Genomic DNA, 20,214 nt, shown 5'->3' with positions numbered 1-20,214 from the left:
GCGAAAGGGTTATTCCTTTGCTGCAATGCCTAGCTCAACGCGGCTTACATCCAAGATCGCCCGAAGGACGTCGATGCCGAATTTGAGGCTTTCTACCTCGACATCCAGCGAGATGCCCTCGGTGACTGTGCCTTTTGCGTTAGCGATTACCACCTCCTCCAGGTCTTCGAACCACTGAGGATTGTTCCCTTTGTGAAGCTTCGATAGTTCCGCAATCGCGACACTAAATGCCGATTGGACCGCGATTAGAGCGGCGCCGAGCTTTCGTTCGTCCACACCCGAGATGCAAACAATGGGGCTGTTTTTCTCATCCATGGGCTGTCCCTCTGCTGGCTCGCCACGAAACCCTATTTCAACTGATAGGCGACAGAGTCCTCGATCGCCGATGAATCCAAAAAGGCCCGTAGGCTGGAGTCTCGGGTAGTTAGATCAACGAATACGCGATGCTGGGATGTGGAAATGGCCGATGCGCTTGAGGACTGTTGGTATCGGGTCCAGCTTGCGAGGTTTCCAACCGGCAGCAAGGCCTCTAGGCCATAAGCATCGCACCTTTCTGATACGCGAGAGCGGGTAATCCTTTCTACAAAGTGGCTCGCATGCAAGTTCGCCCGAAGGACACAAGTGCCGAGCCTGGGCTTCCTTGTTCGGAACTATTGCCACCACCCCCCTGCCTTCTGCCGTACATTGCGTCGCTCCTTAGGTCATTGCGTCACTGCTGATGTTATTTCCGTCGCGACCTTTCCTTCCAATACCAAATTCGTATCCCGTTATGCTTCGGGGGCATGGCCAGCGTCCTTCCTCGAGCTGGACAGCGCATGATTCTTATCGCGACATTGACCAATTCCACCATTGACATGCTGCGCGAACTCGGCCTGACAGGCATGGCCAGCGCCCATCAGAAACTCGAAACGCAAACGGAAGCGAGACACCTTCGAGCATGGTGAAAGGCTTCGACTGCTGCTCGAGGCGGCCACGCTCCGCCAGAAGCGCTTCGAGGCGAGAGCCCGCCCTACAAAGCAGCGCTATGACGCCCAGATCGAGAACGCTGATTTTTGCGCCGCCCGCGCCCTGATCGCAATTTCGTGACGCCGAGTGATAAAGGTATTTCATCCTCATCGATGGGCTATACTCCAGCTTGGTGGAGACATAAACTAGACGCATTTGGAGCCGCTTGCGGCCGATTTCGCGAGGCAACTCCATCAACTGAGGCGCAAGTTCCCGGAACAAACGCTCACGCACCATAACCTTTCCTCATTTTCGGGCAATCTCGCGGTGTCGCGTTGATTCGGTAGGTCAGCTTACGACGCCGAAGCCGTTCCGCTGTTGATCTCTACGCCTGCAGGGCCCTGACGACTTAAAGGCAACGACTGCCGGACAGCCCAGACCCAGAACCAGTTCACCTTGACATCGTGTCACTCGGGCGTCACAGGCGGCAGCCCGAGTGTCGCAATAAGCTTCATTATCGACGGCGTGGGTGGACCCGGTGTCGGCGGCGGCATGGAGACGATGGACCCGAGCCGCGGAGGCGTTGCAATAACGCCAATCATCGTGCCGATAATGGCTATCCCATCGGCGCTGATTTCGATGGCCTGGGGGCCGGTTCTGCCCGATACTACAAGGCGGATCTTGTCGGGTGTTACCTCGACGCGGCTACCCAAGGCCGCTGCGGCAGAGGACGCGGGCGCGGCGACGCCCGAGGTCAGGAGGAAGTGTCTCTTGACGTCGATGCTGTAGATATTCCCGACCTCGACGGTATGATTCTTCTGCGCCTTCAAATAGACCTCCTCACGGCCTTGCTTGTCCTCAAAGCGCAGTTCATTGTACGCATTAGCGGCGCCGCCATCGGTATGCGTCCGGAAAGTCGACCGCGTTTTGTCAGTCGGCAGGGTTTCAGGCGGCAGATTTGAGCCGTTGTATACGACGCCGGTCACCAGGGGCGTGTCGGGATTGCCGTGGATGAAATCAACGACGACCTCATGGCCGATCCGTGGGACGACCAGGTTGCCAAAACCCTTACCAGCGAAGTTTTGGGCCACCCGAATCCAGCAGGAGCTGTTCTCGTTCTTTTCGCCTTCTCGATCCCAGAAGAACTGAACCTTCACACGGCCGTACTTATCCGTCGCGATCGACTCGCCCTCGGGGCCTACGACGACGGCCGTCTGCGGTCCGTGAATCAACCGCGCCGATGTGCGGCGCCTCGGGCGGTACTGGGTGGTCGCGGGGATAATCTCTACGTTGCTGTGATAGAGGAAGCGCTCGCCCTTCCCCCCCACGGTGTCCGCAGTGAGATCGTCCCCCACCTCTCCGATGACAGTGAAGTCCTGTCCGACTGCCAGAAAGCGATCGGTGGGTTTCGGCCGGGAACCGACCTGGCCGTAGTAGAAGGGATTTGCGGCCTTGAATAATGACCCGGTCGTTATCTGGCGCGCAGTGCTTTCGATCCGCGCGCGATAAGCGTTGCAGGCGAGTTCCTCGGCACGGATGGTGGCGTAGAAATCGCCATCGCTTTTTTTTGTATAGTGGCCTGGATACTCGAAGACCTCCCGCATTGCCGTGCAGCCGCTGCTTCCCGACGAGGTCTCGCCCGTTCTGACCGCCACGCTCTCCGGCGGTCGGGTGATGGCGCCTCCCGTGAGCTTGCGGGGCGGAATGCCGCCTGTCCTCACGGGAGGAACGCGCGCGACAGACGTGAGTTCTGCCATCGGCTTCTCATGGTCATAGTCCCTGAGAACGACCTTGTTCGGCTGTAGCGAAACGACCTCGTCCCAATGCAGGATGACGTCTTCTTGGTAAAGACTTCGGGCAGGCCTGAGATTGTGGTGGGTCTCCACGATCTCAGGCGTGCAGGCCATGTGGCTCGCGGCGTTGTCGACCAGCACGAGGTCATGTTGGTCCTCAGCATGTTCAAAATAGTAATAGATGCCGTCCTGCTCCATGAGGCGGCTGACGAAGGCCAGATCCGTTTCATCGTACTGGACGCAATATGGGCGCTCTGGGAACCGTCGGGCGGTCTGATTCTTGAAATTGCCTTTATGTTCTCGAAAAATCGTGGTGATGATCTCGATGCTGGTCTTGTTCTGAAAGACCCGACTGTTAGAGCGATGCTCGAGCAATGAAATCCACGGCCGCACCTGCGCCACGTAGTTGAGGTGCTCGGTATCGTCAAGGCCGAGATATTGGAAGCGCGTAACAACTCCGTTGAAGAAGCGCGTTTGCGAGTCCTTGAGCTTAAGCCCGATTGTCAGGCTTTGACCGGGAATCGTAGCAAAGTTCTGAACTGGATTGCGGCTGGCGAGCTTCACCTCGTAGAGGAAAGGTTCCCCCAGCCGCTCGGTGCCACTGAGCCGTCGGAGAGAGATTTCATTCAACTCGGACGCGGCCGAAGTGACCGCAACAAAACGATTGTGCCTTAAGAGACTCTCGATTCTTGACAGGACCATGGTGGTGTGTGTTCCGCAGATTTGATGAGAAGGCGCGGTTGCGCCCGATAGCGTAAGTAAGATGCCGCCGAAGCCATCGGCGAAGATGCAGAAAGGCGTTTATCTCGTGCATCGAAATCGCCGACCGTTGCTCAGCCAAGATGTCTTGCTGGCCCGCATCGTAAGAGCCAAGCGGGGGGGGCGGGGCGAAGAAAGCGTGTGGGCCTCTTGGAACTCACCCACGCTAACTCCCACCCAAATCGCGCCATGCGGCCTTAGAACTTCGATGAGTTGGCGGATTCCGGCGGTGCTAGCGACGACGTATCTCCCGGAATTCTCAGCCAGGCCCAGGGCGCAGCGCCCTAGCGGACAACCACGGTGGTCGAGTTTCGCCGCGATCGTCGCCTCGATCGGCCTCTCCGCTGCTGAAGCCTCAAGGGCGTCAAAATGGCGAGAACATTCCAAAGAGGCGTCACGGCGAATTTTGCAAAGGGCCTTGGCGGTCTCATTGCAGTTTGCGTTGAGCTTACTGAAGATAGTCTGGCTTCCGATGCTTGTCATAACGGGCCTTCCAAGCCGCCGCCCGACGTGCCGCCGCACTTGGCATCGAGGGCACGTGGGCCATTCATCCGATCCAGATCGATCTCGCCAACGAGATCTTCTCCCCGCCCGAAAAGAAGGTCGAGCGGGCCCGCCGCATCATGGATGTCCGTTTCGGGAGAGTGCCATGCGGCAGCCGGTGGGCCGCGGTCAGTTGGGGTAGTTGTCAAGTCATCGGCGTGCTGGCGCCTTTTCCGCTTGCCCATCCAACTGGACCAACCGAGTCTGCCGCAGCGACCCAACTGCACTTCCGGGAGCTGCGGGCAGAAGCGACTCGTAATGAGCCAGGCTGAGGGGACCCACAATGAGTCGGAACCGATGGTGCCACACTTTGATCCTCGCACCTGCAACAGCCGTGCTGTTCAGCGTACCCGTGCCCGGGTCGCGGCCCAGGAGGCAGAGCGATATGCGGGGCAGATCGACCCATTTTGGGACAAATTCACGGATATCAACCGGCGCCTCGACGAAGCTGGCGAGTATGGCAGCGAGCCCCTCGGCGTTGCGGGTGTGTGAGGCGAGACGGCCGGTGAAGTGGAGTTTGGCCTGATCGGGCATAGCATCCCGCGCGCGCAGGGAGGTCATCCCGAAGCCGGCTAGCGCGCCGAGCTGAAGGGCAAATCGATCTTCTTGTGGCCTGTCATAGCTCACGGTCGGTTCGCCCTCCGCCCATGCGCGGAAGAAGAACGAGGCCATTCGATGATGAAAGGTATCAGCAAATCGGATCAGCGTCTCATCCGCCGCGTTGTGCTGCCGGAGAAGGGCGTACTCCGTCAGATGCAATGGGAGGGGACCGTGGGGTCCAAACAAGCCGAAGGCGTAGGTGGAGATTACGGGATCGTTCTCCTCGTGCGCAGTCACGCCCGCGATCGATCGAGTCGGAAATGCAAGGGAGGGCTGCTGGGCGATCCGCACACGATCCAGGCTGGGACCGCTCGATTCTCCCAGCCGAGGCCGATCTGAGCTGATTGCATCGATCCGCCGCAGAGCCTGGAAGAAGTCGCAGGCATGCGGCTCGGCCCCAAGCGAGCTTAGGAAGTCGCCGAGTGCCCCCGAAATCAAAGGATCGCCCGGCGGCCGGCCATCGTCGGCCATCGCATTACCTCCCCGCGCTGTAGCGTCGAGACGACCATCTCGGTGAAGCTGTTGATGGATACGTATTTTGCGAAGAACTGGTTGAGCACGGAGGCGAGCGGAAAGATGCCAACGCCTTCGAAGGCGGCTTCGTCCAGGATGATACCAACCTCAATCCCACGTGCTACGGCGGCTTGTCCACCGCTGGACAATCGCCTGACCGCAGGCCTGGACCGGATCTCCCGGATCCCGTCGATCTGCCGTGAGGCGAAGGCATTGACTGGATCGACGTAGAGGCGGAGGAGTTCACGCAGCGCTTCTGCGCCCCGGTGGTCGTTCCTATCGGAATTGCTGATCGAGAGGTAGTTCAGTGAGAGATGGCTAATTAATCGCCAGGTGATATCGCCATTGGCGAAAGAGTGGCGCGGTCGGCTCGGGGGCGATACGCACCGGGTGGCGGTAACTGGAGCGCCGATTTCCAGGGTGAAGTCTGTCTCCTCCCGGCCGATCGGCAGCAGCAGCGCCAGATCCCGGTTCGAGCACAGGCAGTTTACAGACAAATGCCGGAGTTCCGCCGAATAGGGAGCCGCCTGGCGATCAACTAGAGAAACGAACGTCTCGCTGCCGATATAGCCAGTCCGCGCGCCATTTAGACGCTGGTGCTCCGACATGAGGCGCTGCTCCCGCCGGATCGAGTAGTATCTGGAATGCTGCTCCTCCTGACCGTGCGCGCTGATGCTATAGAACGGGTAGAACCTCACGGGAGCCGCTTCGTTTTTCGCCCCATCTCCGCTCATCTCGAGGATCGAGTGGACCTCAAAGTCGAGCGGCCTCATCCTGTCAACAATCACATGATGCTCGGTGTTCTTGTCGCTCACGTGGACGAGATCTGCCTGGCGTTCGAACAGATTAATCGCGGGCGTTGCGAAGAGAACGATATTTTGGGGTCCGAGCTGTCGTTCCAGCCGTGGCTCGACACGTCCAAGTGCGAAGACGATCTCAAGGGTCTCTGCAGTTGACAGGGCTACTGCGTCTGCCAGCCCGCTAACCTCGACGAACAACGTCCGCTCCGCGAGGGCGAAATACTCCTGTAGGAGACGGTACCCGTCGAAAGAGCGTGGCACCTCGGGCAGGAGAGCACAGCTCGGCTCCAAACCGCGCTGCTGCAGCGCATGAACCGGAATCTTTTCCTGCCAAGGGATGGGCCGGCCGACCGGACGGGCTATGATATTGCATGCGTCACCGAGAAGCTGTTCGGCGAGTGCGGCGCCGATGCCACCGGGGCCCGTTAGGTGCAGTGTGAGAGCCTCTAGTGCGAGTCTATTGAACGGCATGCCATTGGTGGTGCGAAGGCGTAGTCGCAAAGCAGCCTTCGCATCTTGCCGGGCCGGAAGATCCAGTGCGGCGATCTGCCCCGGCGTCGAAAAATAATCGGCAGCGCTTACCACAATTGGCCAGAGATGCACATCATGGGCCGTGCGGAACTCGCAATGTGTGACGGCACCCGGAGCAAGACGGCCCAAAAGCTTGGTTCCCCGCGGCACGACGTATCCATTCTCAAGTCGTCCGGCCTCCTGGTCGGGCTCGAAGCGCACGATCGTCATCGACGGGAGCGGCGGTAGAAAATGCGGATAGACCATTTCCAGGAGGTGCTGGGTGAATTCCGGAAAGCGAGACTGAAGCTTCAATTGCACCCGCGCCGCCATGAAAGCGAAGCCTTCCAGAAGCCGCTCGACGTAGGGGTCGGCGACCTCCACCGATTCCATCCCGAGCCGGGCGGCGACCTTCGGGAATGCGCGGGCGAACTCGGCCCCCATCTCGCGCATGTAAGCAAGTTCATCGTTGTACAGTCGCAGGAGCCGGGGATCCATCAGCTTATCTCTGTACCGAGATGAAGGACGCGGGCGGATTCGAGCTCGGAGTTTACCTCCGTACGCATCACCATTCGCACCGGCAATGGCTGCGCCCACAGATCGGCTTCGATCCTAAAGCGAAAAGTGCCGCAACCCTGACCATCGTCCAGGACCGTCACCTTGAGGGTGTCCGGTAAGAGACGCGGCTCAAAGCGCTGAAGGCTCTCGATTATCGCTTCGCGCAATGCGCTCTTATCCATGCCTTCGCGAATTTGTCCGCTGAGAGGCCAGGCACCATAATTAAGTGCACTGGCCGCTACGTGTGGGTACGCTTGTAGATCTACGGTTGCACCCAATTGGTTGGTGTTCAACAACCAGGAAACATCGCGTAGAATCACCTCTTCCAGTTTTTGAAGTGTATGGTCCGGGACAAGATTGGCACGTTCAAGGAGCGCCACGAGGTCGAGGAGTGGCTCAACCAATGGATTCAGGTCTACGTCCACCCCTCGCCCGAGCTTGGGAGCGAAGAGAGTAAGGCACAGCAGCCGCTCTCCTCGGCCGAGGTCAAGGTGGAAGAGGTCGAAGATAATCCCGGATATTACGTTGCGAGATTTTACATGCGGCCACACTACCAGCTCGAAGGCCTAACCATCTCTTTGAGACTGGTCTCGCGCCTGCCATCCGCCCGCAAGGACTGAGAAAACCCGCAGATGATTGTGCTCCGTTCTCGGCGCCAAAACTCGGGAATGGCTGCCCTGGGCGGGCCGATGCAATCCAGGCCCAATCAGATCAACGAGATAAGGAAAATCCATCATGGCGTTCGACGCGGTTATAAAGTTCACGCAGGCGTCCAAGGACGGCATTTTGCCCAAGGGCGAATCTATCATTCTAAAGGACGGTATCACGCTAGCGGACGAATGGAGCTTTTCACTCGAAAACAAGCTGAACATTGGGCCTCATACCGCCGGGGCGGGCGCGGGCAAGGCCGAATTCGAGGTCTTCACTATCAAGAAGCAGGTGGATACGTCATCGCCCTCTTTGTACGTTGCCTGCGGTCGCGGCGCCCACTTCAATAACGTTGAACTAAAACTTTTCAAAGCGACGGGGAGCGGACAAGCTACATCAGAATCGAACCTGTTCTTGCATTGGAGTTTCAACATGCTGGTAGTCGAGAAGGTCGAGTGGTCCTATGCGGAAGAGGCCCCCGAGGAGACGATCACATTCCGGTTCGGCGCCTGCAAGGTCATCTATTACAGGCAGGATGAAAAAGGCGCTCTTACCAAAGCAGGCGAGGGCATCTGGAACCAGATCGCGAACAGTACCGACTTCAATAGGCTCGTCGGCTGATGGCGCCATCGGGAACGGGAATATTCCGGGCCGCGCGCGAAAACGGCGGATCGCCTCTTCGATATTGCACCTGGAGATTGTAACATGGGCAGAGATGTTAAGCGGGATCTTGTGCAACCATCCCTCCTGGACCGGCTTACGGACGATGAGCCCCGCAGCTCGTGTGAAGCGCAGGACAAGCGCAGTTTCTCTGTTCGCCATTCTGGCAAATGTCGATCTGTCGAGCACCTTAATTGGAGGTTCGGAAGAGAGCGAGTATGGCCGCGTTGGCGACGAAGGCGAACGAGCATGGGGATCTGACGTTGATCGGGACGGCATGCCCGTAAGTGTTTGTGCCCCGGTCATATTCTCGATCCACCCCGCCATGGCCCGGGTGCGATCATCTTCCTCGGAAATGTTGTAGCGCAGCGATCGTTCTGAGTTATCCATGGCGGTCTCTCCTGAGAGTGAAAGGTGTGATGAAGCGCATCCTTTTCAGTCGCTTCACATGTGGGAACGGTGCGCTCACATGTCCGGCCTATAAAGCGGATACGTGACTGCTAAGCTTCGATGAAGCGGGGGGTACGCGTTGCATGCGCGGCTCCTGGTCTCGCCTAGAGGGGACTAAACTTCCGCGAACTGGGCGGAAAGACGACCTGCGGGGCCCATATAGCCCGATGCGATCACTGGTTCTGCCAGCGTCGTCCGGACCCGCTCGGGAGGCTGCTCACAGCCGGTTGTCGTCCGCGAGCTTCTGGAGCTCTGGCGGAACAGTGCCGGCGGCTTGGCCAGCCGCAGTGATTGTAGTTGCATTAACATCGCCAGCGTCCATCCACGTTATAGTTCGTCTTACCGCCTCCAGCCTCTCCTCGTCTCCTCCTGATCCCTTTCCTCAGCCCAAGCCTCGAGGATTCGTGAAAGCGTGGTCCCTTCGCCAAACCATCGTCGAAGTCCGTCGGAGGTGTCTGCGCCGCGGCAGGGCTAAGATTAGCTTGAATGTTAGAGGTGTCCTCTGAGGATTTACCGCCCCGCGGGCCTGTTCTGTGTTCACCGTTGTTGGTCTCCAATTGCAGATTACGCATATGCTAGTGCAACCGGACTGGCCGCCATCATGCAAAATCGATATTCCAAAATGCTTTGGAAAAGCGGATCCACGGAGTCCCCTTAGGTGGTGAAGGTTCTGAGGAGTAGGTGGGCATCAGTGGTTTTTCGGCAGGGTCTGGTTGTTCAAGCACAGCCCGATAGAAGGCCACTGATCACCAATGAGATGATGGACCTCCGCTCGGGAATACGTCATGCCAAGCTGATAGCTGCTTGGCGGCGCAAGTCCCATCCGGCCAAAGTCACAGCGGCGAAGCCGGGGCGAGTCTTGCGGGCGTCGCGGTAACGGGGGGGCTGAAGTGTAGACAGATACGGGTGCGGGAATGAGCCTCAAAAGTTGAATGATCACGGAAGGCCGAGTGGGTTCTGTAGAGCGACAATCTGGCTGAGTCTCACCTTGTTTGTCGCCGCGCACTGAGGCGGCGAAATCAGAAAGGCCGGCGGAAAGATTGGTTGGAATCGGAAATGCTGACGGCACCCTTCACGCTGCATGTCCCACACATCACTCGAAACTGCTTAAATTAAGGCCAATTCTGGCGGGCTCCGCATGGCAAGCGGCAAGCTGGCGAGCCTCTCAAGCCATGTACCGGCCTGATGGTCGAGTGCAGACGACTGTCGGCAAGCCGTCGCATATGGTGTTCGGCCATGCCTTGAGGGCATGATCGGATCTGGCTTTTGCATGCTGGGCGGCGGTCGGCAGGCATTAGGATCGAGGTTCCAAATTTGATTTCCGGAGGACGGCATCGATGTACCCAAGACGGAACCAGCCGCGCGATGACGATTCTCGCGAAGTAAGTGAGTGGATCGAAGGCGTGACCGGAGCTTTCGATACGGACGCCTGGATCCGGGACTACTATTCACTGAGACGAGACGTGGAACAGGATCTGAGCGACTTGCGCCTCGGTTCGCACGACAGTGACGCCGGCGATCGTGTGCCGCGTCGCAGATCCGTGGGCGGTTCGATGCGAGTGACGCCGCAGTCGCTGGCGCCGGAGAACTCGTTGAGCGGCGCCCGCCACAGCATAGACGTCTCTCGGGCGGGCTCCAGCAGCTTGCGATTCGGCGGCTCGGGGGGCAAGACATCGAGCAATATGGCGGAGGCGGGCGAAGTCGCCGCGGCGCCGCAGGGCAAACGCCGCGGATTTAAGTCGCGCATGGCGTCAGGGTTCAAGAAGGCGTTCGGATTGAGCAGCGGCAAGACGTCGTCGCGGGGTTCGGGGCAGCAAGACGTCGATGCCGCAACGGAGACTCACGTGGTCTCAACCAAGGTTCGCGTCGATTACGCCAAGCGTGGTCGCCCCGCCGACCGGGACATGCATCCCGATGACGAGTCCCGCATCAACCAGTTCGCGGAAGCAGTCCGAGACTACGAAATTCTACCCGACGGTAGCATCGGCCGAGGGGACGGAAGGGTTCCCGAGGGTACCTTGGCGCCCATTTTAGGTATTCTTAGGGGGTTCGCTCGTTGGCTCCGAGCAGCGAACAGAGATTCGATGGCTTCTCGGTTTTTAAACGATCCAGATTCACTAGCCGTTGATATCGCGGATTATTGGGAAAGCGGTGGGGATGATCAGAACCGTCTTAACTCAGCACTGTCTCATTTCAGGAGGCTCGCGTCTGAGGGGCAAGAACTCCAAGCCGTTGGACCTGGGCCGCGCCTGATGGGGCGCCAGATACATGATCCTTATCCCGATGACGCCCGCGTCATTGATGGCTTGGCCAAGGAAGAGCTGAGCAAGCTTGGACCGGTCCCGAATTCTCAGAAAAATACCAGTAACCAACGAAAGTTTAGCGATTGGCTCAAAAGGACGGGCAGGGGGAGCATAGTCAGCCGACTCACGGGTACTGATCAGCAGCAACAGTCGTTGAAGGACGATTTTAGGGCCTTTACCAAGGATGAAGGAAAAAAAGTGGTCGTGAGTTTCGATCGGCTGCGGCAGTATCTAGGCGCCGAGTCGCAGTTGAAACAGCATGATCCTTATCCCGACGACGCCCGCATGATTGATGGCTGCGCCAACGAAGAGCTGAGCAAGCTCGGATCGGACTCGACTTCCAAGAGGCAAGTTGCCCGGAATATGGCCAGCAATCAACGGAGGTTTAGTGATTGGCTGCGAACCAGGGGTAGGGAGAGCATAGCGAGCCGGCTCAACGGCAGTGATCAGCAGCAATGGTCGTTGAAAATAGATTACCAAGACTTCACCGAAGCCATGGGAAAAAAACTCACTATGTCTTTAAAGCGGCTTCGGCAGTACCAGCAAGTCGTTGAGGCGAACGCAGCGTCGGGGTTGTCCCCTGAGCAGGCAGGTATCCGGGAACCGGCCGGTCCGAACGGCCGTTCGGATCCACGTGCCGAGTCCAGATCAAGTTCGCCGCTGCAGCAGGTTGATCCACCGATCGAAGGCCGCAGCGGATTGTCGCTCGACCATACCGAATGGCTGGGCGACCAGCATATCCAGACGGATTATGAGCTGCTAATGCAGGACTTGCAGCGAAACGATCCGGATCTCGCCGCCAGGACGCGGCTTATCGATCCCCTGATAGCCCATTATCATCTGCGCCTGGGCGACGAGAGCACCGCGCTGAGCGCTTTCCAGCGCATCGTTAATGATCAGAATGGAAGAGATACAGCCGACTTCCTGTTCCTTCCAGTGAGCGATGCCAGTGCTTCGGATCCTGATCGCCGCGGCACCCATTGGTCGCTGCTACTCGTTGACCGTCGCAACCGCGAGGGGCCGGCTGCCTATCACTATGACTCCTTCCGGGGACAGAACGACGAGTTTGCAGCAATGCTCGCACAAAGATTGGGTACCCGTCTGGAGCCCGTCCGCATGACCCAACAGCGCAACGACTATGATTGCGGAGTCTTCGTGGTTGACGGCACGCGGGCGCTCGTTAGACGACTGGCGCGAAGAGGCCGGCCAGCCGTGCTGCACCTCGACAACCTCGTCGCCGATCGGGAGCAACTCCAACGACGTCTGAGCCCCGCGGCCAACAGTGCTCGAGCGGGGGCTGCGGCGGCTGGACCAGAGTCCTCCACACAGATCGCCGATCCCGCAGAGTTTTGGCATGGAGTGGGTCAACCCGGCCAGCTTCCCGCCGATAGCTGGAATACAGCGACCTTCCGGCAGGATTTGCCGTCAGCCGCCTATTCACCGGTGCAAAGCGTCAATCCGCCAGACGCACCATGGGAGCAAAGCTTGGGGGCATCGATCTTCGGCACCCCACAGTACATGCTGCCTGTGGACGACTTGGGAGAAGCTGTCCCTCCGAGCTGGCAACACCGCAATCAACCGGCACCGGCTGGCCTTCGGCTTGCAATGTCCTGGTATGAGTTGCTGCCGAGCGCGGACAAACCCCAGACCAGCATCACTATCCATGGTGTGCCCTACACGGCCACTCTGGGGCCATCAGGCAGGGAGAACGACATTTACCTTTTCCGGCAATAGGGTGGAGATGGATCGAGCAATAGATGCCAGTCGTTCTTGAAAAAGCACCAAACCGTTGAGAGAGAATCCGTTTTTACGCGGCCACGTGCAGCGCGCCAACCCAGATGAGACGATCCCCAGTGCCGGGGCAACATCGAATGTGCGTCGCCAGTCTTCCTTCAAAACGTTGACGTTTGGCCAGCATCCCAAGAGGCGACGGCTGTCGCATCTCTCTTATGTCGTATGCAACTTCCTTCCGGCTTTGACGACGAAAGCACCGCGTGAAGCTACTGAGCAAACGAGGGAGACAGGGCATTTTGACGACGGCTGACATACTCTTATGCGCGGGCTGGGTACCGCGGGCTGTCTCTGTCGAACGTCGCAGGGAGCGTTATCGATCATGACGCGCTCGACGGTAATGCCGAGGGTATTATAGTAGGTCAGAGCCGCCCTTGAGAAAGGCGACCGCGCGCTCCTTCTTTTCGTCTGGCAATATATGCGAGAAGGCAACCCGCGAGGCGTCATCAATGGCGACGTGAACGTACTCCCAGCCAGCGCCCCAGCCTTTGCCCCTGCGCGAACTTTGGCGGGTTCGATCACCCGTGATGCGGTGGCCAACCTGGCTGAAGCGGCCAAGTTTCTTGATGTTGATATGGATCATTTCGGCAGGCCGCTCGCGCTCATAGCGTCACACTCTCGATATCCTTCAGCCGGGAAAGACCGGCGCGCTTGAGGACCCGGCTCACCGTTGCCGCCGACACGCCTGTCTGCTTGGCGATGTGCTTGCCCGTCAGCCGCTGTCGGCGCAACACTGCAATCTCGCCGGCAATGTTGGCCGCGGTGCGTCTCGGACTTGTCCTCGGCCGCGACGACCGGTCCGCCATGCCGGCGGCGCCATCCGCCAGAAATCGCGCCTTCCAACGAGCGACCACCTTCGACGGCACTCCGCGCAGCCTCGGCTTTGGAACAAGCGCCCTCAATAACGGCGCGCGCCATCTCCTCTCGACGCCGCGGTGTCAAACGGGCATTCTTGTGAATGTTCATTCGGTCCTCCTGCGTTTTCATCTCGACGGCGGGTGTCGGCATGGTTCCCGACGGGCTCGATTTTCGTCCCGATGCGGCCCGGCTGGGCGATGCTGTGATCATCCCAGACTCCATCTGTGACCACGGTGTCGCCGTGATGTCGAAGCGCGAGAACCTGGAATTCGATAGAGATATCGTCTCCGCAGCGCAGCGCTGAACCAGCTCGTAGCCGTGATGGTCGCGGCGGCGGGACGCATATCCGGTTGATGCGGATCCAACGCGCGGCGGCATCGCCGTACCCCTGAACGAAATCGCCAGCCAGTCGAAAGCCGGCTTTCGCATCGAGGAGGATGCGATCCCCTTTTCGTCAGGCCGAAGGTATCGGAGACCACGACATTTTCATGAGGCGTCGATGGTACAATATGGAAATCACATATAACCTTCCGGAAGCTGAACGTATCTGCGGGAAGATGATTGACGCATCATCAAATAATCCGCGAGCCCTTAGTGAGTTCTGGAGCAAGCGCGGACAATGCCATTTCGCGAGGGCAACTTCTCTGGCAACGTCAAGTCGCGAAAAGCCTTTTATCTCTTCGGGACTCTATCGTTAATCATTTCGAAGGATGGTGGATTGCGGCGACAGCTCGAATCGATTCTTGGGAGGGCAGTTGTTGGGCAGAACGTCCTTTGCACCGCCTCGTTTCGTGGATGGGGCAGGATGTTGAGCATATATTTTTGCTGATTGAGGAGTTAGCGCAGAAGCGTCACGATATCATTAGAAATAGGATGTACCACGTAATGTTATAACATTCCATAAGGTATATTATGGAACTTCATGAAGGCATTTACCTGTTGCCGATGAACCCGCAACGTCTCGACAGCGGCATAGCGGGCGCGAACGAGATCTCGGATAGCTCGCATAGGCGCAAAGTTTGATCACGTGCGTCTCTGCTACGAGGCCGACCGCAGTCGCCTGTTTTTATTTCGGCGTCAGCAGCCCGCCGACTACTTTCTCGCGGACATGGCCAAGCGCCGGTGCGAGGCGAGCCGCAGCAGGTGCAGGTCGACGGGGCATTGATGAGTAGACGCTCGCGCGGCAGGTGCTCGGGAAACGGCTTGCGGCCGGCCGGCGGCGTTCGAAAAGCGGAGACGTTTGTGATTCTCGTCGCCGCGCGTTCCGAAGCGATCTCGTATTCGGTGGCGTCGGCTTCAAGTTCTTCGAGCTGCAATACCCTTTGCTCGATCAGCCGGGCGCGGCGCTCCGAGCTCTGGCCGTACTGCTCGCGACGCATCTTGGCGATCTCGAGCTTGAGATGCCGGATCATCGCCTCAGACGTCGTCACGACCGCGCGCACCTGTGCGAGCCTCGGTAAAGGCGGCACGCGCTTCCGATGCCGCAAGAGCGGCGCGCAGCTTGGCCATCTCCGAAGCATCATCATCCATGGCCGAAAGCTACCATGGCGCGGAGACAGCTGGTAAGATATCCCGCTCGCTTATCGGGCATGTTGTTGTAGCGACGGTAATATGCCCGGCATCGGTGCCGTGAATACCCGCAGGCGCCCGTGAATGTCATCGGCCGTCGTTGGCGAGACAGCGGAAATCCGTACCATGAGAGCCCACCTCGTCGCTGACGGAGCATCACCACGCCCAAGGTGAGGGCTTGTGACGACGCTAAGACCTGTTTAGTAAGATCTGTATCGCATCTAAAGGCGAGATCCTTCTGCCCAATCGAGCAATTTTCGGATCGCTACTCCCTGCTTGAGTTTTTTCTGCCAATTGGGGGCTTTTTCGCAGTGTTCCTGCACAGAAACCCGCAACTGCGCAGTATTTCGTCGGAAATTTCGGGGTATTTTCACCCGTGGACGGCAAAGTCAGCGCACATGGCCGATCTCGGTTTATGCGGCGCTCTTTTACTTACAGAGGACTTTCGCCGCTTGTGCGCTGTCAACGCGCTCGGCGGTTAATGGAAGGACGTCAGTACCCACCCGTCTGGACTTGTATCTGCCAAAGCGTGAAAGGAATTAGCGTGCCAATTGACATAAAAGATATCATCGAGAAGGATCGTAACAGCGTTCTGCATCCATTCACGCAACTGAAGGATTTCACGACTGGCAAGCTCGGTGAACCGACTATCGTCGAGACGGGCAAGGGCATCCGCATTCAGGACGCTCATGGCAATCAACTGATCGACGGCTTTGCCGGCCTCTATTGCGTCAACGTTGGCTATGGTCGCACCGAGGTGGCCGAGGCGATCTCGCGCCAAGCCTATCGCCTGGCCTACTACCACTCCTACGCGGCGCACACGACCGACGAACTTGCGATCCTCTCCGACCGCCTGGTGAAGATGGCGCCGGGCAAGATGAGCAAAGTGTTCTACGGCATGTCCGGCTCGGACGCCAACGAGACGCAGGCCAAGCTCGTCTGGTACTACAATAACCTGCGCGGCAAGCCGACAAAGAAGAAGATCATTTCGCGGGAACGCGGCTATCACGGCTGCAGTGTCGTGTCCGGCTCGATGACCGGGATGAGCTTCTACCACGACCATATGGACCTGCCGCTGCCGCAGATCGATCACACCGGTGTTCCGCACCACTATTGGGGCGCCAAACCCGGCGAGACCGAACGGGAATTCTCGGCCCGCCGTGCAGCTGAGCTCGACGAGATGATCGAGACGCTTGGTCCTGACAATGTCGGCGCCTTCATTGCTGAGCCGGTTCTCGGTACGGGCGGCATTACGCCGCCGCCGGAAGGCTATTGGGAAGCAATCCAGGCGGTGCTCAAGAAGCACGACGTTCTGCTGATCGCCGACGAAGTCATCACTGGCTTTGGCCGTACCGGCTCGATGTTCGGCTCGCAGCACTACGGCATCGAACCCGATCTGATCACCGTCGCCAAGGGCTTGACGTCGGCCTATTTCCCGCTTTCGGCCTCGATCGTCGGCGAGAAGGTCTACAAGGTCATGGAAGACGGGGCGGACAAGGTCGGCGCCTTCTCGCACGGCTACACCTATTCTGGCCATCCGATCGGTGCGGCTGCCGCAAACGCAGTGCTCGATATCGTCGAAAAGGAAGACCTGCCCGGCAACGCCCGCGAAGTCGGCGCCTATTTCCAGGCCCAGTTGAAGGAAAAGTTCGCGCAGCTGCCGATCGTCGGTGAAGTGCGCGGTGTCGGCCTGATGGGCGCCATCGAGTTCGTGGGGGACCGTGAGAACAAAAAGCGCTTCGATCCATCGCTGAAGGTCGGTGCCCGCGTCTCCAAGGCTGCTCGCGACCGCGGTCTTATTGCACGTGCCATGCCGCATGGCGACATCCTAGGCTTCGCACCGCCGCTCGTCACCACCAAGGCGGAAGTGGATGAAATCGTCTCCATCGCCGGAAAGGCCGTCCGCTCGGTGATGGACGATCTCGTCCGCGACGGTCAGAAGATCTGACGGACAAGCGGTCGGTCGCTCCGACCGCACCCGATAGCATCCACAAAATTGAGAGCAGGGCATGGAATTCTCCTCGCCCTGGCTGAGAAACTCTGCCCGTCGCACAGATGGCGCATCACTAGGGAAGAGGAAGCCGGCCTATGACCGCTGCCAAACTTCATATCACCACCAGCTTGGCTCCGATCACTGTTCACAGCCCCTATGACGGGTCTGTTTTGGGAACGGTTGACGCAACCGATGCAAGCGAAATCGGAGATCTCCTCGCCCGCGCCCGTCGGGGCGCCGCGCTGTCCAGCAAGCTGCCAAGACACAAGCGGGCCGGCATCCTCGAAGGGGCTGCGCAGATCATCGAGAGCCGCCGTGAAGCGTTTGCCGAAACCATCGTACGAGAGGCCGGCAAGACGATCATCCAGGCCCGCAAGGAAGTTCTTCGTTGCGTCAATACGCTAAAGCTTTCCGCCGAAGAGGCAAAGCGCAACGCCGGCGAGATCGTACCGTTTGACGCCTATGTCGGCTCGGAACAGCGTCAGGGCTGGTTCACGCGAGAGCCGCTCGGTATCATCACCGCGATTACCCCCTACAACGATCCGCTGAACCTGGTTGCGCACAAACTTGGCCCGGCGATTGCCGGCGGTAACGCCGTGCTGCTGAAGCCGTCGAACCTGACGCCGTTTTCCTCGATCAATCTTGTCGATGTGCTGAATGAAGCTGGCTTACCGCCGGAGATCATTACCGTCGTTCACGGCGATCGCGAAATCGTCACAGCTCTCATCTCTGCACGGGACGTCCGCATGGTGTCGTTTACCGGTGGCTTCGCCACAGGAGAGGCCATCAGCCGTAAAGCGGGCCTCAAGAAACTCGCGATGGAATTGGGTGGCAATGCTCCGGTCATCGTCATGAATGACTGCGACTTCGACAAGGCGGTTGAAGGCTGCGTGTCAGGTGCCTTTTGGGCAGCCGGGCAGAACTGCATAGGCGCCCAGCGTGTTCTTGTGCAGGCTGAGTTTTATGAACGCTTCCGCGACGCCTTTGTGGCCGCGACGAACAAGCTCAAGGTCGGCGATCCACTCCGGGAGGACACAGATGTCGGCCCGATGATCTCGAAGGAGGCCGCCGAACGCACCGAGGCAGCCGTCAATGACGCCATCGCGGCTGGTGCGAAGCTGCTCTGCGGTCACAAGCGAGAAGGGTCGTTTTATCACCCGGCAGTGTTGGAAGGCACACCGGTCACCTGCCACCTGTGGCACGAGGAAGTGTTTGCGCCTGTGGTCATGCTCGCGCCTTTTGCCACGCTTGATGAAGCGGTCGAACTGGCCAATGAACTTGAGTACAGCCTGCACGCCGGCATCTTCACCAGCAACCTCAATGTCGCACTTGAAGCCGCAAGCCGGATCGAGGCTGGCGGGGTGATGATCAACGATTCCTCCGACTACCGCTTCGACGCCATGCCGTTTGGCGGCTCGAAATACGGCAGCATGGGCAGGGAAGGCGTGCGATTCGCTTATGAAGAAATGACCCAGCCAAAGGTGATTTGCATCAATCGAGGGTGACCTTATTCCAGAAAACCTGCATCGACATTCGAAGTTAGCCTCCCAAGGCAGCGCGACTATCGCCCGAATATTGGGCGGTAGTCGCGCCTTTACACGCCCCTGGAGCAGCATAATCTCAACCAGTTTCTTAGGTCCGCGCCTACTACGTGTCCAAGAGAAATGTTAGATGCAAATCGCAGCTGAACCGAACCAAACACGACATATGTCGTCGACCAAGTTCATCGAGAGAGTTGATCAGAACTTCCGCCATGCGACGACATTCCTTGATCTGTCGGAAGGCCTTTCGGAGCGGATCATGCAGTGCAACTCGACCTATACGGTTCGTTTCGGTGTCCGCCTGCGCGGCCGGATGTACAGCTTCATCGGCTGGCGATCAGGTCATAGTGAGCACTGCGAGCCGGTGAAGGGCAGCATTAGATTAGCTATGCATCGAATGCCGATGGGGAAGAGGTCGAGGCGCTCGCAGCGCTGATGACGCTTAAATGCTCGCTGGTCGATGTGCCGTTCGGCGGGTTGGCCTGATGGAGCGGAGCCGGCGCGAGCGGCGCAACCAGACGATTGCCGCGGTCTAGAACGGATGACCGGCAAGGAGGTTCCTGCCGATATTCGCGATGAGTTTCTGGAAGGTGGCGCGGAAATCGATCTCGTTCGTTCCGGACTGGAAGACGTCATGCGCAGCACCTGGGGTCGCATCGCCGACCTCATCGAGCAGCGACCGGAACTTGGTGACTACCGAACCGTCCGGCAGATTGCTGAGGCGTACGAAGCGATCGGGATTAATTCCGAACCCGTTTGGATTGAAGCCTCGGCGGCGCAGGCTGCAGCGCGCGGACTCAATCGGAGGACGGTGGTGTAGCCATTACGGTCATACCAACCCTGCGGTCGCATTACCAGGGAGTTCCTCACGGACAGGATAGACGAGGATTGAGGTAAGCGAGTTAATTTACCTGGCGTTTTATCCCCAGCGAAACTGCGTTCCTTCGGCCTACGCTTAGAAGAGTCTTCATTGTAGGAGGATACCGAGATGACTTTACCCGAATTGGCTAAGGGTGACGAACTCACGCTCAGAGCCCGATTCAAAAGTTCATTCGTATATCCAATATCTTGCGATGCGCCTTGTGAGCATTCTGATTGAAGCGATTTGCGCCCATGCGGTTGCGCTTTCGATCGATTTCTCCCAATCCTTGGCGAGACGGCGGCAGCGTCCAAGCCAGGCGAAAGTCCTTTCCACCACCCATCTCTTGGGCAGGACGACGAAGCCCTTGGCGTGATCCGAACGCTTGACGATTTCGATCGTCCAGTCACCATGGCCGCACATTGCTCGCCTCAACTTGGCTCCGGCGTAGCCACCATCGGCGAAGATGTGGCGCAGCCACGGAAAACGGCGGCGGATCGCCTTGAGGACATGGGGTGCGC

12 protein-coding genes and 5 pseudogenes are annotated in these 20,214 nt (G+C 58.6%); 9 read left to right on the top strand and 8 right to left on the bottom strand.

Annotation, left to right across the window (positions count from 1 at the left end; translation table 11 throughout):
• Positions 1 to 9: 9 nt before the first annotated feature.
• Positions 10 to 315, bottom strand: a complete 306-nt coding sequence (locus B5E41_RS28985; protein WP_088397075.1) for a hypothetical protein — start codon at positions 313 to 315, stop codon at positions 10 to 12.
• Between the two features lie 500 nt (positions 316 to 815).
• Between B5E41_RS28985 and B5E41_RS32620 the strand changes: the two genes are divergently transcribed.
• The gene (locus B5E41_RS32620; protein ID WP_280950647.1) at positions 816 to 944 is read left to right on the top strand and encodes a hypothetical protein; all 129 of its coding nucleotides are present in this window, start codon (positions 816 to 818) and stop codon (positions 942 to 944) included.
• A gap of 468 nt (positions 945 to 1,412) precedes the next feature.
• Here B5E41_RS32620 and B5E41_RS28980 read toward each other — a convergent pair whose 3' ends face one another.
• Positions 1,413 to 3,440 carry a type VI secretion system Vgr family protein gene (locus B5E41_RS28980; protein ID WP_088397074.1) on the bottom strand — a complete coding sequence of 676 codons (2,028 nt, stop codon included), beginning with the start codon at positions 3,438 to 3,440 and terminating at the stop codon, positions 1,413 to 1,415.
• A gap of 548 nt (positions 3,441 to 3,988) precedes the next feature.
• On the opposite strand from B5E41_RS28980, the pseudogene B5E41_RS32505 reads away from it, so the two are divergent.
• Positions 3,989 to 4,126, top strand: a pseudogene (locus B5E41_RS32505) (CoA ester lyase); the annotation flags it as partial.
• Between the two features lie 64 nt (positions 4,127 to 4,190).
• Here the strand turns inward: B5E41_RS32505 and tssG are convergent.
• From tssG to B5E41_RS28960, 3 genes are read right to left on the bottom strand one after another with little or no spacing between them, the layout of a single operon-like run.
• On the bottom strand, positions 4,191 to 5,111 hold the full coding sequence (tssG, locus tag B5E41_RS28970) for a type VI secretion system baseplate subunit TssG (RefSeq protein ID WP_245303175.1): 921 nt from the start codon (positions 5,109 to 5,111) through the stop codon (positions 4,191 to 4,193).
• The gene (gene tssF / locus B5E41_RS28965; RefSeq protein ID WP_088397072.1) at positions 5,075 to 6,961 is read right to left on the bottom strand and encodes a type VI secretion system baseplate subunit TssF; all 1,887 of its coding nucleotides are present in this window, start codon (positions 6,959 to 6,961) and stop codon (positions 5,075 to 5,077) included. The genes tssG and tssF overlap by 37 nt, the downstream gene beginning before the upstream one ends.
• Positions 6,961 to 7,341 carry a type VI secretion system baseplate subunit TssE gene (locus B5E41_RS28960; RefSeq protein WP_245303174.1) on the bottom strand — a complete coding sequence of 127 codons (381 nt, stop codon included), beginning with the start codon at positions 7,339 to 7,341 and terminating at the stop codon, positions 6,961 to 6,963. The genes tssF and B5E41_RS28960 overlap by 1 nt, the downstream gene beginning before the upstream one ends.
• Before the next feature lie 21 nt (positions 7,342 to 7,362).
• On the opposite strand from B5E41_RS28960, the gene B5E41_RS28955 reads away from it, so the two are divergent.
• From B5E41_RS28955 to B5E41_RS28935, 3 genes are all read left to right on the top strand, one after another.
• Positions 7,363 to 7,641: a hypothetical protein gene (locus B5E41_RS28955; RefSeq protein ID WP_245303173.1), complete on the top strand. Its 279-nt coding sequence runs from the start codon at positions 7,363 to 7,365 to the stop codon at positions 7,639 to 7,641.
• Between the two features lie 115 nt (positions 7,642 to 7,756).
• Entirely contained in the window at positions 7,757 to 8,290 is a 534-nt protein-coding gene (locus tag B5E41_RS28950; RefSeq protein ID WP_007636660.1) for an Hcp family type VI secretion system effector, read from the top strand.
• 1,826 nt (positions 8,291 to 10,116) lie between these two features.
• Complete coding sequence (locus B5E41_RS28935) at positions 10,117 to 12,816, top strand: Ulp1 family isopeptidase (RefSeq protein ID WP_245303172.1); 2,700 nt, start codon at positions 10,117 to 10,119, stop codon at positions 12,814 to 12,816.
• A 360-nt stretch (positions 12,817 to 13,176) separates the two neighbouring features.
• Here the strand turns inward: B5E41_RS28935 and B5E41_RS28930 are convergent.
• Positions 13,177 to 13,839: pseudogene (locus B5E41_RS28930) on the bottom strand (leucine zipper domain-containing protein); the annotation flags it as partial.
• A 13-nt stretch (positions 13,840 to 13,852) separates the two neighbouring features.
• On the opposite strand from B5E41_RS28930, the pseudogene B5E41_RS28925 reads away from it, so the two are divergent.
• Positions 13,853 to 14,179, top strand: a pseudogene (locus tag B5E41_RS28925) (AIR synthase-related protein); the annotation flags it as partial.
• 676 nt (positions 14,180 to 14,855) lie between these two features.
• On the opposite strand, the pseudogene B5E41_RS28920 reads toward B5E41_RS28925, so the two are convergent.
• A pseudogene (locus B5E41_RS28920) lies at positions 14,856 to 15,261 on the bottom strand (transposase domain-containing protein); the annotation flags it as partial.
• 583 nt (positions 15,262 to 15,844) lie between these two features.
• Between B5E41_RS28920 and B5E41_RS28915 the strand changes: the two are divergent.
• From B5E41_RS28915 to B5E41_RS32730, 3 genes and pseudogenes are all read left to right on the top strand, one after another.
• Positions 15,845 to 17,248: an aspartate aminotransferase family protein gene (locus B5E41_RS28915; protein ID WP_088397070.1), complete on the top strand. Its 1,404-nt coding sequence runs from the start codon at positions 15,845 to 15,847 to the stop codon at positions 17,246 to 17,248.
• 140 nt (positions 17,249 to 17,388) lie between these two features.
• Positions 17,389 to 18,798: an aldehyde dehydrogenase family protein gene (locus B5E41_RS28910; protein WP_088397069.1), complete on the top strand. Its 1,410-nt coding sequence runs from the start codon at positions 17,389 to 17,391 to the stop codon at positions 18,796 to 18,798.
• A gap of 202 nt (positions 18,799 to 19,000) precedes the next feature.
• A pseudogene (locus B5E41_RS32730) lies at positions 19,001 to 19,576 on the top strand (Glu/Leu/Phe/Val dehydrogenase dimerization domain-containing protein); the annotation flags it as partial.
• 306 nt (positions 19,577 to 19,882) lie between these two features.
• Here the strand turns inward: B5E41_RS32730 and B5E41_RS28900 are convergent.
• Positions 19,883 to 20,214: transposase (locus tag B5E41_RS28900; RefSeq protein ID WP_141098821.1), on the bottom strand; the 332-nt coding region annotated here is incomplete at its 5' end.

Origin of the sequence: Rhizobium esperanzae, assembly GCF_002204185.1 — a bacterium.
In the GTDB taxonomy this organism is placed as follows: Bacteria; Pseudomonadota; Alphaproteobacteria; order Rhizobiales; family Rhizobiaceae; genus Rhizobium; species Rhizobium esperanzae.
Note: the sequence above shows the minus strand (reverse complement) of the source record. Positions and strands in the feature narration are given on the sequence as shown.